The sequence below is a fragment of the Roseibium sp. genome, from assembly GCF_048260565.1.
Lineage (GTDB): Bacteria > Pseudomonadota > Alphaproteobacteria > Rhizobiales > Stappiaceae > Roseibium.
The window spans coordinates 197,261-213,942 of record NZ_JBLXGP010000002.1; the positions used below are offsets into that span (position 1 = coordinate 197,261).

Annotated in this window: 18 protein-coding genes; 12 read left to right on the top strand and 6 right to left on the bottom strand. The window is 60.0% G+C overall.

Features of this window, described 5'->3' with window-relative positions; all coding sequences use genetic code 11:
• Window positions 1–11: 11 nt before the first annotated feature.
• Both ACN0SO_RS05575 and ACN0SO_RS05580 read left to right on the top strand, forming a co-directional pair.
• Window positions 12–1,016, top strand: coding sequence for an aldose epimerase family protein (locus ACN0SO_RS05575; protein WP_417675410.1), 1,005 nt, complete (start codon window positions 12–14; stop codon window positions 1,014–1,016).
• A 54-nt stretch (window positions 1,017–1,070) separates the two neighbouring features.
• Complete coding sequence (locus tag ACN0SO_RS05580) at window positions 1,071–2,102, top strand: histone deacetylase family protein (RefSeq protein ID WP_417675412.1); 1,032 nt, start codon at window positions 1,071–1,073, stop codon at window positions 2,100–2,102.
• 10 nt (window positions 2,103–2,112) lie between these two features.
• Here the strand turns inward: ACN0SO_RS05580 and ACN0SO_RS05585 are convergent, their stop codons facing one another.
• Window positions 2,113–2,730 carry an HAD family hydrolase gene (locus ACN0SO_RS05585; RefSeq protein ID WP_417675414.1) on the bottom strand — a complete coding sequence of 206 codons (618 nt, stop codon included), beginning with the start codon at window positions 2,728–2,730 and terminating at the stop codon, window positions 2,113–2,115.
• A gap of 90 nt (window positions 2,731–2,820) precedes the next feature.
• Between ACN0SO_RS05585 and ACN0SO_RS05590 the strand changes: the two genes are divergently transcribed.
• A complete protein-coding gene (locus ACN0SO_RS05590; protein ID WP_417676389.1) occupies window positions 2,821–3,807 on the top strand; it encodes a phosphate/phosphite/phosphonate ABC transporter substrate-binding protein in 987 nt (328 codons plus the stop codon).
• Here ACN0SO_RS05590 and ACN0SO_RS05595 read toward each other — a convergent pair.
• The 5 genes from ACN0SO_RS05595 to ACN0SO_RS05615 form a co-directional block, all read right to left on the bottom strand.
• Window positions 3,797–4,981, bottom strand: a complete 1,185-nt coding sequence (locus tag ACN0SO_RS05595) for an acetate/propionate family kinase (RefSeq protein WP_417675416.1) — start codon at window positions 4,979–4,981, stop codon at window positions 3,797–3,799. The two genes, ACN0SO_RS05590 and ACN0SO_RS05595, sit on opposite strands and share 11 nt — an antisense overlap.
• A gap of 2 nt (window positions 4,982–4,983) precedes the next feature.
• Complete coding sequence (locus tag ACN0SO_RS05600; protein ID WP_417675418.1) at window positions 4,984–6,396, bottom strand: bifunctional enoyl-CoA hydratase/phosphate acetyltransferase; 1,413 nt, start codon at window positions 6,394–6,396, stop codon at window positions 4,984–4,986.
• Between the two features lie 161 nt (window positions 6,397–6,557).
• Complete coding sequence (locus tag ACN0SO_RS05605; RefSeq protein WP_417675420.1) at window positions 6,558–7,142, bottom strand: TadE/TadG family type IV pilus assembly protein; 585 nt, start codon at window positions 7,140–7,142, stop codon at window positions 6,558–6,560.
• Window positions 7,142–7,729 (bottom strand): TadE/TadG family type IV pilus assembly protein, encoded by a 588-nt coding sequence (locus ACN0SO_RS05610; RefSeq protein ID WP_417675422.1) that lies wholly within the window; start codon window positions 7,727–7,729, stop codon window positions 7,142–7,144. The genes ACN0SO_RS05605 and ACN0SO_RS05610 overlap by 1 nt, the downstream gene beginning before the upstream one ends.
• A gap of 11 nt (window positions 7,730–7,740) precedes the next feature.
• On the bottom strand, window positions 7,741–8,175 hold the full coding sequence (locus ACN0SO_RS05615; RefSeq protein ID WP_417675424.1) for a pilus assembly protein N-terminal domain-containing protein: 435 nt from the start codon (window positions 8,173–8,175) through the stop codon (window positions 7,741–7,743).
• 213 nt (window positions 8,176–8,388) lie between these two features.
• On the opposite strand from ACN0SO_RS05615, the gene ACN0SO_RS05620 reads away from it, so the two are divergent.
• From ACN0SO_RS05620 to ACN0SO_RS05660, 9 genes are all read left to right on the top strand, one after another.
• The gene (locus ACN0SO_RS05620; protein WP_417675426.1) at window positions 8,389–8,523 is read left to right on the top strand and encodes a hypothetical protein; all 135 of its coding nucleotides are present in this window, start codon (window positions 8,389–8,391) and stop codon (window positions 8,521–8,523) included.
• Between the two features lie 236 nt (window positions 8,524–8,759).
• The gene (locus ACN0SO_RS05625) at window positions 8,760–8,939 is read left to right on the top strand and encodes a Flp family type IVb pilin (protein ID WP_190289432.1); all 180 of its coding nucleotides are present in this window, start codon (window positions 8,760–8,762) and stop codon (window positions 8,937–8,939) included.
• A gap of 163 nt (window positions 8,940–9,102) precedes the next feature.
• Complete coding sequence (locus ACN0SO_RS05630; protein ID WP_417675428.1) at window positions 9,103–9,609, top strand: A24 family peptidase; 507 nt, start codon at window positions 9,103–9,105, stop codon at window positions 9,607–9,609.
• Between the two features lie 221 nt (window positions 9,610–9,830).
• Window positions 9,831–10,601 carry a Flp pilus assembly protein CpaB gene (gene cpaB, locus ACN0SO_RS05635; protein ID WP_417675430.1) on the top strand — a complete coding sequence of 257 codons (771 nt, stop codon included), beginning with the start codon at window positions 9,831–9,833 and terminating at the stop codon, window positions 10,599–10,601.
• Between the two features lie 50 nt (window positions 10,602–10,651).
• Window positions 10,652–12,052, top strand: a complete 1,401-nt coding sequence (locus ACN0SO_RS05640) for a type II and III secretion system protein family protein (RefSeq protein WP_417675432.1) — start codon at window positions 10,652–10,654, stop codon at window positions 12,050–12,052.
• A gap of 22 nt (window positions 12,053–12,074) precedes the next feature.
• On the top strand, window positions 12,075–12,779 hold the full coding sequence (locus tag ACN0SO_RS05645; RefSeq protein ID WP_417675434.1) for a CpaD family pilus assembly protein: 705 nt from the start codon (window positions 12,075–12,077) through the stop codon (window positions 12,777–12,779).
• 27 nt (window positions 12,780–12,806) lie between these two features.
• Window positions 12,807–14,087 (top strand): AAA family ATPase, encoded by a 1,281-nt coding sequence (locus ACN0SO_RS05650; protein ID WP_417676391.1) that lies wholly within the window; start codon window positions 12,807–12,809, stop codon window positions 14,085–14,087.
• Window positions 14,088–14,124: 37 nt separating this feature from the next.
• Window positions 14,125–15,648 (top strand): ATPase, T2SS/T4P/T4SS family, encoded by a 1,524-nt coding sequence (locus ACN0SO_RS05655; RefSeq protein ID WP_417675436.1) that lies wholly within the window; start codon window positions 14,125–14,127, stop codon window positions 15,646–15,648.
• Between the two features lie 31 nt (window positions 15,649–15,679).
• Window positions 15,680–16,678 (top strand): type II secretion system F family protein, encoded by a 999-nt coding sequence (locus ACN0SO_RS05660; RefSeq protein WP_417675438.1) that lies wholly within the window; start codon window positions 15,680–15,682, stop codon window positions 16,676–16,678.
• Window positions 16,679–16,682 lie beyond the last annotated feature (4 nt).

Here is a 16,682-nt window from a genome sequence, read left to right on the forward strand (position 1 = left end):
AGGCCAACCGCATGATCCGCGAATTCGGGACGCTGGCCGACGGCACCGTCGTTCAGGAAATCACGCTGAAGAAAGGCCCGCTGGAGGCTGCCGTCCTGACCTATGGCGCCATCATCCGGGACCTGAAATTTAACGGCCGATCCGTCGTGCTCGGCTTCGACGATCTGGAAAGCTATGTCGCCCACTCACCCTATTTCGGCGCGGTGCCCGGCCGTTGCGCCAACCGGATTTCCAATGCGACCGTGACCATCGACGGCACGACGTATCAGCTCGGCGCCAATGAAAACGGCAACCAGCTTCACGGCGGCACGACCGGTTTTTCCAACCGGGTCTGGAGCCTGGAACAACACGACAAGGGCAGCGTGCTTCTGAAATACGTCTCCGAAGACGGCGAGGAAGGCTATCCGGGCCGTGTCGAGGCGATGGTCCGCTATACCCTGACGGGAACCGGCGCCGTGCGGGTGAAATTTACGGCAACCACCGACAAGCCGACCATCGTCAACCTGACCCAGCACAGCTATTTCAATCTCGACGGCAGCCCGACCGTTCTCGACCATAACGTTGAGATCGTGGCCGATACGTATCTGCCCGTCGACGACCAGGCGTTGCCGACCGGCGAAATCCGTCAAGTGGCATGGACGCCCTATGACTTCCGCGAAGGCCGCAAGCTGCGCCGCAAGCCCGGCGAGGAGGGCGTGATCTTCGATCACAATTTCTGCCTCGCAGACGTGCCGCGCGAAGAGGTGGAATTCGCCGCCGCCGTGGAAGATCCGTCCGGCAATTGCCGCATGGAATTGTGGACAACGGAACCGGGCCTTCAGCTTTATGACGGCTACATGGTCGACGTTCCCGTGCCGGGCCCCGAAGGCAGGACCTACGGACCCAATTCGGGTCTGTGCCTGGAGCCGCAGCGCTGGCCCGACAGCGCCAACCACGACAATTTCACGAATGTCTTGTTGCGTCCGGGAGAAACCTATACGCACGTATCCGAGTTCAGATTTACGTCAGAGGTCTGACATCGGACCCTTTTGACCCGGCCCGTAAGCAGTGTGTGCTTCAGAGGTGTTTGCTTGAAAACCGTCTTTTCTTCCCGTCAGTTCGATCACGACCCCAAACAGGAAATCTGCGACGGCGAGTTGAAGCCGGCCGTGGAAATCCCGGAACGCGCCAGGATCGTCCTGCGAACCATCGAGGAACGCGGGCTCGGCGAGGTCATGGAACCGGAGGACTTCGGCCTTCGGCCGCTGCAGCGGGTCCATGACCCCGAATATCTGAATTTCATGGAAAGTTTCTGGAGCCACTGGACCGCCGCCGGGCGATCCAAAGAGGCGTTCCCCTTCGTCTGGCCGGTGCGCACGTTGAGAACCGATGTCGCCCCAAATCATATCGACGGGTTGCTCGGCCGCTATTCCATGGACGCCGGTACACCGCTCGGCGAACACACCTTCGCCGCGGCGAAAGCGTCCGCGAACACGGCCCTGACGGCGGCGAAACTGGTGAAGGACGGCGAGACCGCGGCCTTCGGCCTGTGCCGTCCGCCGGGCCATCACAGCGGCCGCGACTTCTTCGGCGGCTACTGCTTCCTGAACAATGCCGCCATCGCCGCCCAGTGGCTGCGCGACAACGGCACCGACCGGGTCGCCATCCTCGATGTGGACTATCATCACGGCAACGGCACACAGTCGATTTTCTACGACCGCTCCGACGTCCTGTTCCTGTCGCTGCATTCGGATCCGATGCAGGAATATCCCTATTTCCTGGGGCATGAGGATGAAACCGGCGAAAACGCGGGAACCGGCTTCAATCGAAACTGGCCTTTGCCGCTCGGCACGGACTGGGACGGCTATGCGCCGGCCCTTGAAGACGCCTGCCGCTGGGTTCAGGTCTTCAAGCCGGATATCCTGATCGTGTCGCTCGGAATGGACTGTTTCGAAAACGACCCGATCTCCGGCTTCAAGTTCAAGAGCGACGACTTCACGAAGCTTGGTCAGCGGCTTTCGGCACTCGATGTTCCGACGGTCTTCCTGATGGAAGGCGGTTACGCGGTCGATGCGCTGGGGACGAATTGCGTCAACGTCCTGGAAGGGTTTGAAGCCGGCTGATCACCTGCCGTCACACCGGAAAACCGAGACCGGCGAGATCGCTACGCAGCTTGTCGGCTCCGGTGAAGTGGACGGCTTCAAGCCCCGCTGCCCGGGCGCCTTCGACGTTTTTCACCGAGTCGTCGATGAAGACGCATGCGCCTGCTTCCAGATTGTTGCGGGTCAGCAAGGTTTCGAAAATGCGCCGGTCCGGCTTCAAAAGCCGTTCTTCGGCGGACACCACGATGTCCCGAAAGCTCGAGGCCAGAAAGGGAAAGCGGCCCTTGGCTTCGGTGAATTTCTCGCTGGAGAAATTGGTGATCGCATAGAGCGGAACGCCGGCGGCATTAAGCGCGTCCAGGATCGCGACACTGCCGGGAACCTCACCCGGAACCATTTCGTGCCAGCGCTCGGAATAGGCGGCAATCAGATCCCTGTGGTCCGGATGAACGGCGGATAACTCGTCGACGGCCTCTTCCCAGGACCGGCCAAGATCCTGTTGAAGGTTCCAGTCCATGGTGCAGATTTCGTTCAAGAAGCGGTGGCGTTCCTCCGGGTCCGGAAGGAGCTTCCTGTAGAGGTTCTCCGGATCCCACTCGATCAGGACATTACCGATGTCGAAAACGACCGTGTCGACGGATTGGGACATTTGGGCTCCTGGGAGGATGACATTCGGTTAAGAAGCGTGACGAATCGGATAGAACTAAAAAAACCATCATGGGATGGTATTCGTGTGACCATGAAAAAACTTGCGGCGACAATGCTGGCGTGCTTGCTCCCGTTAGCAGGTGCGGCGGCTGCGGAAAAGGAAAATTCGGAGCCGCTTCGCCGGTTGCGGCTCGGCGTTGCCGTGGGCACTGAGGAGACGATCCGCGACCGCCTCGAACCGTTCCGTAAGGAACTGGAAGCCGCCCTCGATCTGCCGGTTGACCTGTTCCTGCTGGATACGCTGGGCAATGTGGTCGATGCCCTGGCCGCGGGGGATATCGACTATGCCCGCCTGTCCGCTTCCGCCTATGCCGCGACCTATTCCCTGTGCGAATGCGTGGAGCCGCTCGCAACGGCACGTCCCGATGCCTTTCCTGCGCGCTACTACGCCCTGATCATCAGCCGGACGACAGAACGCCCGCTGACTTTGGCGGACCTCGCCGATGGCCGTCTTGGGGTGCAGGACCCTGAATCGGTGACCGGTTACCGCGTGCCGCTGACAAACCTGGCCGCCGAAGGAAGCGACCCCAGGGTCTTCTTCCGCGGTCTCGTTCGCATGCGCGATCCGGTCGATGGCCTGCAGGCGATCCTTGACGGCCGGGTGGATGCGGCAACGGCCTGGTCGACGCTCGCCGGCAGCGCCGCGTCAGGCTATACCGCCGGTACGCTGAACGAGTTCTATCTTTCCGGCGCACCGGGACTGGAGCGGTTGAAGGTGATCTGGCAATCGCCGCCGATCCCTTACGACGCCCATACCGTGCGCCTGTCCCTGCCTGACGAATTCAAGAGGAAATTACGCGGAGCCCTTCTGGATATGAAGGACCAGGCGCCGGATGCCTATTTCGCGGTCGAGCCGGACTTGCCCGGCGGGTTCGAACCCACGGTTCATGCGGACTACCGGGCGGTTCTGCGAACCTACAATCCGAAGTATCAGGCCGTTCTGGACGGCGGCGGCACGCAGACGCGCCCGTCTGCCGAAGGGCCTGGTAAGCCCTCGCTGGCAAACCCTAGCCGGTAACGCTTTCCAGCAATTTCAGGGTGTGCCGGCGGATCATCTCTTCCTCGTTGGTCGGGACGGCCATGATCCTGACCTTTGAACCTTCAGCGGAAATGTCGACAGCGTTTGCCGCGTTCTTTGTCGGGTCGATCTTGAGGCCGAGCCAGTCCTGATCCTCGCAGACCCGTTCGCGCACGAGCGCGGAATGCTCTCCGATCCCGCCCGTGAAGACGAGCGTGTCGAGACCGCGCAGGATCGCTGCCATCGAGCCGAGTTCCCGCCGGATCCGGAACACGAAATAGTCGATCGCTTCGGCCGCTGCCGGATCGTCACTCTCGCTCAGAAGACGCATGTCCGAACTGAGGCCCGAAAGGCCTTTAAGACCCGACTCCTTGTAGAGCAGGTCCGAAATCTCGTCGGCGGTCATGCCCTTGGTGGTCAGGAGATAGAGCACGACGCCGGGGTCGATCTGACCGCACCTCGTTCCCATCGGCAGACCGTCAAGTGCGGTAAAGCCCATCGTGGAACCGATGCTCCGGCCGTTCTCGATGGCGCACATGGAAGCGCCGTTGCCCAGATGGGCAACCACGAGCTTTCCGCCGAAAGCCTCCACATGATGCTCATGCAGGTAGGAGCAGATGTATTCGTAGGACAGGCCGTGAAAGCCGTAGCGTCGGATGCCTTCGTCGTAGAGGCTGCGGGGCAGGGCGAAGGTGTCGTTCACCCAGGGGTGATGGCGGTGGAAGGCCGTGTCGAAACAGGCAACCTGCAGGGCCTTGGGAAACGCGGCGCGAGACGCCCGGATGCCGGCGAGATTATGCGGCTGGTGCAGGGGCGCCAGCGGATTGAGCCGGGCCAGGTCCTCGATCTTTTCATCGTCGAGCACCAGCGGGACCGCATAGTCGACGCCGCCATGCACCACCCGATGCCCGATCGCTTCCACGGAGATCTTGCCCGTTTCGCGATCCAGGATCTGAAGCAAGGCCGCCAGGGCGGTTTCATGGGTGGCGCCGTCTTCTGCACTGAGATCCTCGTTGAGGTCTTCCGTCCTGCCGTGCAGGCGCAGATGGATATGAGGCTGTACGCCGAGGCCGGAAATCTGTCCGGAAATGAGCTGCCGATCGCCTTCGTAGAGATTGAATTTGATCGACGAGGACCCGGAGTTCAGAACCAGGATATCCGGCTGATCCGCCATGATCAGTCTTCCCCGCTGTTCAGGAGCGCGACGGGAGCGCCGTTGACCTGCCAGTAATTGTACAGGAGGGCGAGGGCGCAAGACGCGAGCCTTGCCCGGACATCATCGGCACGGCTCGTCAGCATGATCGGAACCTTGGCGCCGATCACCAGCCCGGCGGCTTCCGCATGGGCGATGAAGGTGAGTTCCTTGGCCAGCATGTTGCCCGATTCCAGATTGGGCACGATCAGGACTTCCGCGTGACCGGCAACGAGCGAGGTAATGCCCTTTGTCCGGGCGGCCTGAACGTCGATCGCATTGTCCATGGCGAGCGGGCCATCGACGATGCCGCCCTTGATCTGGCCGCGTTCGGCCATCTTGGACAAAACCGCCGCATCGAGGCTCGAAGGAATGGCCGGATTGACGGTTTCAATGGCCGACAGAATGCCGACCTTCGGGTTTTCCAGACCAAGCGACAACGCGCAATCGATCGCGTTCTGGGTAATGTCGACCTTGGTATTGAGGTCAGGCACGATGTTGATTGCCGCATCGGAAATCAGGACCGGCGTGTCACGCCCGGGAATGTCCATGACGAAGACGTGGCTGATCCGCCTCTTGGTGCGCAGCCCGCCCTCGCGCTTGACCACGTGATGTAAAAGGTCATCCGTATGAAGGTGACCCTTCATGATCGCACGAACCTTGCCTTCGTGAACCATGGCGACCGCGCGTGCGGCCGCGTCGGATTCGTTCTCGATGTCGATCAGTTCGTGGCTGGAAATGTCTTCCTTGAGTGTTTCCGCGGCCTTCCTGATGCGGTCGCCCGCGCCGATCAGAACCGGTTGGATCAGGCCTTCCCGGGCGGCCTTCAGAGCACCTTCCAGGGAGTTGGGATCATCCGGCGCAACCACGGCCGTCGGCAGCGCCGGAAGCGTCTTCGCCAATTCCAGCAGCCGGTTGAAATGACGGCGTCGTTCCACAAGCAGGGACGGCAGCTCCGAGGCGGAGAATTCAATGGTCCGGGTCGGCGCGACAACGCCGGCTGTGCCGTCCGCGACCAGAGTACCGTCGTCCTTGGTCACCCTGACATCGAGCTCCACCACGCCATCCGGCTGCTTGGACGTGACTTCAAGGCGGACAGTCACGGTCTCGCCGACTGCGACCCGGTCGCGGAAGTTGAAGGTCTGGCTCCTGTAAACCGTTCCCGGTCCGGGAAGGATATTGCCGAGAACCGCGGAGACCAGTGAGCCGATCCACATGGATGGAGCCACCGGCTTGTCGATCTTGCCGTCGCCGGTCCAGTCCGTATCCGGCAGATGCAGAGGGTTGTGGTTGCCGGAGGCGTGCGCGAACACCAGCAGGTCATTCGCGGTGCATATTTTGGAAATTTCGGCCGTATCCCCGACGGATATCTGCTCGTAGGTGCGATTTGTCGGCATGCCGTCCCCTTGTCGATCGCAGGATAGGGTTGGTGTGTGGTTCCTGCAGTGCAGCAAACTTCGAGGTCAGGGTAACCGTCTTTTGCTACGTAACAAATACGGGCAATTGAGTAGGTCTCAAGACCGCTCGCAGGATCCGTTCCGGGTCCGCCCGCCCTGGGTCAGCTGCCGGTGAGCGTAACGGTCGTCGTCAGGCGGGGCTTCAGAAAATACGTATCGCCGAGTGTCATCGATGCCGCGCGAGGGAATATGTTTTGCAGCATCGAAGCAAACAACGGCACATAGGTATAGGAGGACTGGCCTACGATAAGCGAGCTGCCGGCGACAGAGATCGCTTCCGGTATTTCGATCGGCGGTGCGGAACCGGCCGACCAGGGCGCCGTGCCACTCTTGTTCCTGCTCCAGTCGACTTCCGGATCTCCGTCGTCGTTGAAGGTCACGCTGGCGATGACCACATCCAGCGGCGTGTCAGAGTAAGGCAGCATGATCTGCTTGGCGGCGAGCATGATATCGGCGATTTCGCTGGTGCTGATCGATTCGGCCTGGGCGACAAGGTCGGCGGCGGCACTTGCGACCTGGCTGACCTTGCGGTCGGTGTTCAACGCGGTAACGGTTTCCGACATGCCGATCAGGAGGATCAGCAGGAACGGCAGCAAAAGGGCGAATTCCACCGCAGCGATGCCGCGCCTGTCGGCTTTTAGGCGTCGCAAAGTGGCGCGGAAGATTTTGGCGACAGTGTCAGGCATCACGAACAGCTCCAGGGAAACGGCTCATTCCGGAAGACCGCCGTTGAATAAAGAAGACGTTCGGCATTTCCCGTGTCTCCGCTGTCGAACTGCAGCAGAGCGGTAAACATGGGCCAGCGGTACACAACCCGGGCGACCACGATCGAGTTGGCGCAGCCTATATTGAAACTGAAGCTGTCCTTCAGATCCCCGTCCTCATCGAACAGCGACTCCATCGAGCCCAGGGCGGAGAAGTTGGTGTAGGTGGTCACATCGACGATGAACTTGTCCTTGTTGCACAGGAAGGCCGGCAGGTTGGAACAGATCTCGTCCTTGAAAGCGTCTGCATCGAAACTGGCCTTCTGCGCCTGTCCGGTTCGCACGATGCGGGCGGATTCCAGAACTGAGTTGTCGATGAGGCGGTTGACGAAGAAGGCCAGCCCCATTTCCACGATGCCGAGGACGATCATCAGAAAGGGAATTCCGACGATGGCGAACTCGATTGCCGTCACTCCTTGCCGGTCATCCGAGTATCGGCGTCCGACCCGCGCGGCGTTCCGGATCAGTCGGCCGGCCAGTCCGGGAAGGGAGAAACGGGGGCTTGTCATTTCCTTCTTTCCTATTTGACGACACCGGCGGCCTTTTCGGCAAGGTCGTTACGCGTGGCGGCCTGCTGCGCAAAGGTGTCGAATGCGGTTTGGGAATCCCCGAGCCGCAGCGTCGGTTCGCAATTCGGCGCGCACGTGTAGGTCTGTCGCAGCGCGTTGCGCGTGACGGACACGATTTTGTCCTCGGAAGCGCGGACGATGATGACTTCATCGATGATCGGCTCGCCCTTGTCGTCCAGGATGACAAGGTTGGTGCTTCCATAGCTCTTGCCGGTGACAACGACCGTGAAATGGTCGTGCATGGAGACATCGGCAATGAAGGGATTACCGATGATCACGGTGCTCGCGGGTTCCTTGATACGGAAAACCTTAGCGCGGTCCACCGTGACGATGACCGGATCCTCGCTGGCACAGGCTTGGCCGATGGTCAGGACGAACAAAGCCATAACAGCCAGCTTTCTTAGCAGTGTGAGCCTCACACTCATGGCGTACTCCAGATTCAGCCGGGTTTTCGACTATTAGTCGGTAACAAGGTGAAGGAAGCCCTAACAGGCCGTGTGAAGAAGAGTGAACGGCTCTCAAGAGATTGTAATCATGAAAGAAATGCACGTTATAGGAGAATTTGAGGTAATTTGAAAATGCTTGGCGCGGGGGCGTAGATGACAGTGCTGGCGCAAATACCGGAAAAATTGCCTTGTATTTCCATGATGATGGAAGGCTTCTGGGATAAGTTATCTATTGAAGAGTTGTTCTGGCGGGAATTTGAGTATAGGATACGTATTAGAACTGATTAGGAGGATGAATATTTGAAAGAAATTGAAGAGAATTTATATAAATAATATATTGTTAAGTATATGATCTGTTAACCATAGGTAGTTTTATCAGGAATACATCAGAAGTTAGTGGTAAATTTAACCGCTTGGAAACCGCTGCGCCGTAAGCTCCACCCATGCCTCGGAAGGGCCGGACAACAGGTCCAATGGGCAAAGCAAAAGAAGCTGTCAATACAAGTGGAATTTGGAGCAAACACATGAAGAACATTTTCGCACGTTTCGCCAAGGATGAGTCTGGCGCAACCGCAATCGAATACGGCCTGATCGCCGGTCTGGTTTCCGTTGTCATCATCGGTGTCCTCGGCACCATGTCCGACAGCCTGAAGAACATCTTCTCCGACATCAGCTCGGCTCTGACCACCGCAGACGCTCAGTAAGCAGTCTGACGGTCCTTCCGAAAGGCGTCCGGCCTTTCGGGATCCGGTTTCGAAAAGCGGGCGAGCAATCGTCCGCTTTTTCTTTTCTTAAATTTTTAAAGGCTAGGCTGTTTTCAAGTACAGGCGCCCGGCGCCCCCGGCACCTTCGAACAGGTATCGAGTTATGATTGAAAACATCCAGCTGATCGTATTTCCCATCCTCATCGCCTTTGCCGGCGCATCCGATCTGTTCACGATGAAGATCCCGAACCGGGTTTCCATTCTCCTGGTGGCCGGCTTTGTCATCCTGGCTTTTGCGTTGAGGCTCTCGCCCGAACAATGGGGCTGGCATCTTGCCGGCGGCGCGATCGTCTTTGTCGCCTGCTTCGCGATGTTCTTTCTGGGCTGGATGGGCGGCGGCGATGCGAAAATCGCCAGTGCCATCGCCCTGTGGATCGGTTTCAACGAGACGTTGCTGGTGTTCCTGACGCTGGTCGCCATCTATGGCATGTTCCTGACCCTCGGGCTTTTGGCCTTCCGCACATTGCCGGTTCTGCCGGGGCCGCTTATCCGTCAGGACTGGATCGCGCGTCTCCATGACCGCAAGACGGGCATTCCATATGGAATAGCGATTGCCGCGGCAGGTCTGCAGATCTATCCTTCGACGTTCTGGTTCCCCGCGCTCCAATAGTTTTAGAGCTTTTGTTTTTCGGCCGGGGGGGCGTCTTCTCGAGCTTATGGTTAATAATTGGTAATAATACTGCAATTTGCAACGTATTCATAAATTCTTCAATAAGGTTAAAAGTTCTTTACGATATTTCCTCATATCTAATTAACCATGTTTTGACGAATTGGACTCCAAGATGATGGTCAGCTGCGCAGAACGTTGCGCGTCATTTTGCGAGTTTAGTGATGAAGTACGCACGACTATTGGTTCTTGGTGTCGCGCTCGGGGCAGGTCTCCTGGCGGCGCGCATGGTTATGACCAGCCAATCGCCGGCGCCGAAAAAGGTGGCGACGGAAACGCCCGCCAAGTCGGAAAAAGAAAAGGTTCTGGTCGCGGCCAAGGATATCGGTCTGGGACAGAAACTGGCGGCAAAGAGTCTTTCCTGGACTGACTGGCCAAGCGATGCGGTTCCGCCCGGCGCGATAACGCACGCAAATGATCCGAAAGCGAGTGAGACCTATGTCGGGCACATTGCCAAGGCCCCCATTTATCAGGGAGAGCCGATCCGGTCGCAGCGTCTCATCAACACCGACAAAGGGTTCATGGCGTCTATTCTGCCGAAAGGAAAGCGGGCGATCGCCGTCGGGGTTGAAGCGGAAACCACGGCTGGCGGGTTCATTCTGCCAGGCGACAAGGTCGATCTGATCCTGACCCAGCAGAACGAGGATCGCACGGTCCTGAGCGAAACCTTCCTCGAAAACATTCGCGTCCTTGCAATCGACACGACGACGGCCGGCGAAAAGGACGAAAAGTCCCTCTCGCCGAAGCGGACGGCAACTCTGGAACTGAGTCCGGAACAGGCTGAAATCGTTGCCCAGTCCCAACAGCTCGGCACCATTTCCCTGGCCCTGCGAAGTGCCCAGGATTCCTCGGATGACGACAATGGACCTGTCCGTCGCCGGGGGGGAGTCAATTTTGTGAAATACGGCGTTTCAAGTCAGGCGGGCACGCAATGACGAAGTTTCTCAATGCAACAAACCGAAAAGCGGGAGGACGAGGTACCGGTATGATGCGGTCCGCCGTCCTGATCCTGTCCCTGTTCGCAGCCAGTCTGCTCTCCCTTGAGGGAGCGCAGGCCGGAGACAGCTTTCCCAAACAGGTTCATGTTGCCGCCGGGGAGCGGGTGTCCGAACGCCTCCTGCGCGTCGGGATCGGGCGTTCCGTGGTGATCGACATTGCAGAGGAAGTCGCCGACGTTCTGGTTTCCAATCCTGAAATAGCCGATGCGGTGGTCCGCACGCAGCATCGCGTTTTCGTTCTCGGCAACAAGACCGGCCAGGCCAATCTGGTTCTGTTCAGCCGGAGTGGCAGGGAGCTTGCGACCTTCAACCTGCGCGTCGAACCGGATACCTCGGACCTGACCGCGCTGATCCGCCGGGCCGTCCCCAAGTCGAACATCATGGCTGACGCCATGAGCGGCAACATCATCCTGTCGGGGACCGCCCGCAGCACCGCCGATGCGCAGCGTGCTGCCGATATCGCGGCCCGGTTCGCCGGAAACGGCGTGAAAGCATCCGACGTTTTGAACATGATCTCGGTGGAGGGAGAGGATCAGGTCTATCTGAAAGTCTCTGTCGCCGAAGTGGAGCGGTCGATCGTCAAACAGCTCGGTGTCAACCTGAGCGGCACCATCGGTGTCGGCAACTATACGGGGGGGTTCAACAATTCCGCCACCTTCCCGGTAAACTCCTCGATCGTGTCTCAGGCCATTGCGGGCGGGAACTTCGTTGCCGGCGGTACGAGCCTTTCCGCAAGTATCGAGGCTTTGCAGCGCGACGGGGTGATCCGGACCCTTGCGGAGCCTACATTGACCGCGATATCCGGCGAGAACGCAAGCTTTCTGGCGGGTGGCGAATTTCCGATCCCGGTCGCCCAGACGGACGGCGATATCTCGATCGAATTCAAGAAATTCGGTGTCGGTCTCGACTTCACGCCGGTCGTCCTGTCCGCCGGCCGGGTCAGCCTCCGGGTCAAGACGGAAGTCAGCGAACTGTCCAGTGACGGCGCGATCACGACCGGCGGCATCACCGTTTCGGCGCTCAAGGTCCGCAGGGCGGAGTCCACGATCGAGCTGCCGTCCGGCGGAACGCTGGTGATGGCCGGACTGCTGCAGGAATCCTACAAGCAGTCGATCAACGGGATACCCGGCCTCATGCAGTTGCCGATCCTGGGGGCCTTGTTCAAAAGCCGCGACTTCCTGCGCCAGCAGACGGAACTCGTGGTTTTCGTGACCCCCTATACGGTCAATCCGGTGGCGGCCAGCAAACTGGTTCGGCCGGATCAGAACCTGATGCCGGCCAGCGACTCCGAAACCGTGTTCCTGAACCGTCTGAACAAGATTTTCCGCCGCCCGGGAGAGCCGGAGACCGGGACCTACCAGGGCCAGGTCGGATTTATTTACAAGTGAGGTACGGCAGATGAAGCCATTGATGAAGAAGCTGTCCTCGTTTGTGGCCCGAGCCGGTTTCACGGGCGCGGTGGTCGTTGCCCTGGCCGGGTGTCAGTCCCAGACGCAGGGCACGGACACGAGCCTGCTGGCGGCCAATGACTACAGGCTTCGCCACCCGATCGTCGTCACCGAACAACCGGAAACGCTGGATCTGCCGATCGGATACAACACCCGCAATCTGAATGCGCCGCTGTCGGAGACCATCACCGCCTTCGCCGCGCAATCGCGCAGGAACGGCAACGGGCGGGTCGAGATCCTGGTACCGGCGGGTGCCGGTAACGAGGCGGCTGTACATTCGGTCGTTCCTCATATCCGAAGCGCCCTGAAACGCGGTGGTGTCGGCGGCAACAGGGTTACAACCCGCAGCTATTCCGTGGAGGACCCATCGGCTGACGCGCCGATCCGCCTGTCCTATCCGCGGGTCATGGCGACAGCCGGCCCTTGTGGGGAATGGCCGAGAAACATGGGCGGCGAGTTCAATCGAAACATCGATTACGAAAACTTCGGCTGCGCAACCCAGGCGAACCTGGCCGCGATCGTTTCCAATCCCGCTGATCTGGTCACGCCGAGGGCGGTTCAGCCGCCGGATCAGCAACGCCGCGCCATTGTGTTCGAGAACTACAGGGCGGGCAAGCAAACGGCATCCGATTACAAGGAAGGCGTAGGCGCCCAGGTGTCTGAGTAAGGAAGGGTCATGAGCATCGACATGGATATGGCGAACTACGCCGTGGACTTGGGCCAGGATGGTATGCCGGAGAGCACCCAGCATCGTCCCGAGGACCGGTTTGAGACCCACCCGATCCCGCGGATTTCCGTACAGGGCTTCTGCCTGTCCGACGCGACGACCCGGACGGTCGAAGCCGCGGCGGAAGACCGCCGGATGACGAAGGCCCATGTGAAGGTCCATATGGGCGGAATCCCGGCGGCCATCGAACACTATGCGCAGGCGCCGACGCCGAACCTCATCATCGTCGAAACCAGCGGCAACCAGGGCGATATCCTGACCGAACTCGATCAGCTCGCCGAATACTGCGATGCCGGAACCAAGGTCATCGTCATCGGCGATGTGAACGACGTGACGCTCTACCGCGAGCTCATGCATCGCGGCGTCAGCGAATATCTGATCACGCCGCTCGACATCTATCAGTTGATACGCGCGATCGGGGATCTTTACGGAGACCCGCAGTCCGAACCGTTGGGCCGCACGGTAGCGTTTTTCGGGGTGAAGGGCGGATGCGGCGCATCGACCGTCGCCCATAACGCGGCCTGGGCGCTGGCGCGGGAGTACCAGAACGAAACGGTGGTCGCCGACCTCGACCTGGCCTTCGGGACGGCCGGCCTCGACTACAATCAGGATCCGCTGCAGGGTATCTATGAAGCGATTTCGGCTCCCGAACGGCTCGACGAAACCCTTCTCGACCGCATTTTGTCGAAATGCTCCGAACACCTGAGCCTGCTGGCAGCGCCGGCCTCTCTGGAACGCACCTATGACTACGGCGAGCATTCGTTCGAGCTTCTGATGGACACCATGCGCGCCAGCACGCCGACGATCGTGCTGGACGTGCCCCATGCCTGGAATGCCTGGGTCAGGAATGTCCTGGTCAACGCCGACGAGGTGGTCATGGTGGCCGAGCCCGACCTTGCGAACCTGCGCAATGCCAAGAACGTCGTCGACACGCTCAAGCAGTTGCGGCCGAACGACCGCCTGCCGCTCCTGGTGATGAACCGGGTGAACGTGCCGAAGCGGCCGGAAATCAAGCCGGAGGAATTCGCAACGGCGCTCGGAATGACGTCGCTGCTTTCGATCCCCTTCGAACCGCAGCTTTTCGGAACGGCTGCGAACAACGGCCAGATGATTGCGGAACTGGAAGCGAAGAACCCGGTTGCCGGTGTCTTTACCGAAATCGCCCATGTGGTCTCCGGAAAATCCAACCCGGGCAAGATCAAGAAACCCGGGATCTCATCGCTCTTGTCGAAACTGACCGGCCGATAGGCCCAACTCGGATTGTGTAACGGAGATATTTGCCGCCATGTTCGGTAGACGCGGTTCAACGTCAAACGGAGCAGCGACTGTCCGGCCCGTCGCGCCGGTGCAGCCCAAAACTGCGCCCGAGCCGGAGCCGTCTGCGACTGCCGACTTGCCGGAGATGCGCGAGGAACGCGAGATTCCGGTAGAGGTCGCCGCGCCGCCGCCCGAAAAGCCGATCGTGGAGCCGCAGCCCCAGGCGCCGGCGCCGAAGCAGGAAGCCAAGCGCCGCAAGTCAGGCGAGTATTACGAAACCAAGGCGCAGATCTTCAACGCTCTGGTCGAGGCGATCGATCTTTCCCAGCTCAGCCGTTTGGGGCCGGAAGATGCGCGCGACGAAATCCGCGATGTGGTCAATGACATCATCGCCCTGAAGAATGTCGTCCTGTCCATTGCCGAGCAGGAAGATCTGCTGGAGGACATCTGCAACGATGTTCTGGGTTACGGTCCGTTGGAACCGTTGCTTGCGCGCGATGACATCGCCGACATCATGGTCAACGGCGCCGATGTGGTCTACATCGAAACCGAGGGCAAGATGCAGCAGACCGGCATCTCCTTCCGCGACAACGCGCAGCTCATGAACATCTGTCAGCGGATCGTGAGCCAGGTCGGCCGCCGGGTCGACGATTCAAGCCCGATCTGTGATGCCCGCCTTCCGGACGGGTCTCGTGTGAACGTCATCGCCCCGCCGCTGGCGATCGACGGTCCCGCCCTCACTATCCGTAAATTCAAGCGCGACAAGCTGACCCTCGATCAGTTGGTCAAATACGGTTCGATCACGCCGGAAGGGGCGACGATCCTTCAGATCATCGGGCGCTCGCGCTGTAACGTGCTGATTTCCGGCGGTACCGGTTCCGGTAAGACGACGCTTCTGAACTGTCTGACCGCCTACATCGATAGCACCGAACGCATCATCACTTGCGAAGACTCCGCGGAACTGCAGCTGCAGCAGCCGCATGTGGTCCGCCTGGAAACCCGCCCGCCGAACCTGGAGGGCGAGGGCGAGATCACCATGCGTGACCTGGTGAAGAACTGCCTGCGTATGCGTCCGGAGCGGATCATCGTCGGCGAGGTGCGCGGACCGGAGGCCTTCGACCTCCTGCAGGCCATGAACACCGGCCACGACGGGTCCATGGGCACCTTGCACGCCAACTCGCCGCGCGAGGCCTTGTCGCGTCTGGAATCCATGATCACGATGGGCGGCTTCTCACTGCCTTCCCGCACGTTGCGGGAAATGATCGTTTCGTCCATCGATGTCGTGGTGCAGGCCGCGCGCCTTCGCGACGGCTCGCGCCGGATCACCCATGTGACCGAGGTTATGGGCATGGAAGGCGACGTGATCATCACCCAGGATGTGTTTGTCTACGACATGATCGGGGAAGATCCGAGCGGACGCATCATCGGCCGCCACCGGTCCACGGGGATCGGGCGTCCGCGGTTCTGGGAGCGGGCACGCTACTTCGGTGAGGAAAACCGCCTGGCCCAGGCGCTGGACGCTTCCGAAATGCCTGAATACACAGATGACTGAGGCACGGTGAATGGAAGCCTTCGAGCCATTTATGACACCCGGGGTAACCGGCGTCGCCGTCGCGGTCCTCGTGGCATTGAGCATCGGCGGCGTGATCTATGCCTTGTTCCAGCCGCTCCTGTCGGGGTCGCGGCGCAGGGACAAGCGCCTCAGCGGAATTGCCGCCCGGCCGCAGTCTGTCGAACTCAGAAAGAAGGTTGGCGACGGCGACCGCCGGCGCAAGTCCGTCCAGGACCAGTTGAAGGACTTCGAGGAGCGGCAGAAGGCGAAACTGCAGAAACAGAAAAGGCCTTCCCTGTCGGTCCGCCTGGAACAGGCAGGGCTTGCCTGGGAACGCAAGCACTTCATCTATCTCAGCATCGCGTCCGCCGTCGTCGGCGCGCTGATCGGCCTGATTGTCAGCCAAAACATGCTGATTGCGCTTGGTATCGGTTTCGTCGGCGGGTTCGGCTTTCCACGCTGGTTCGTCAGCTTCAAGCGCAAGCGGCGGTTCAACGCCTTCCTCGACGAACTGCCGAATGCGGTCGACATCATCGTACGCGGCGTGAAGGCCGGTCTTCCTCTCGGAGATTGCATCAAGATCGTCGCAAAGGAAGCGCGCGAGCCGGTTGCCGGGGAATTCCGCAAGATCGTCGAAACCCAGGTCATGGGCATCTCGCTGACGGATGCGGTCGGGCGCATGCCCGATCGGGTGCCGCTGGCGGAGGCCAACTTCTTCGCCATCGTCGTTGCCATTCAGCAAAAGGCCGGCGGCGGGCTGTCCGAAGCGCTCGGCAATCTGTCCAAGGTGCTCAGAAGCCGTAAGGCTCTGCAACGCAAGATCAAGGCCCTCAGTGCGGAAGCCAAGTCATCCGCCGGCATTATCGGGTCGCTGCCGTTCGTCGTCTCGGTCATTATCTATCTGGTCGCGCCGGACTATATTTCCTTGCTGTTCACGCGACCGGCCGGTCACCTGATCATCGCAGGCGGTATTTTCTGGATGTTCGTGGGCATCATGGTGATGCGCAAGATGATCAACTTCGACTTCTAAGGTA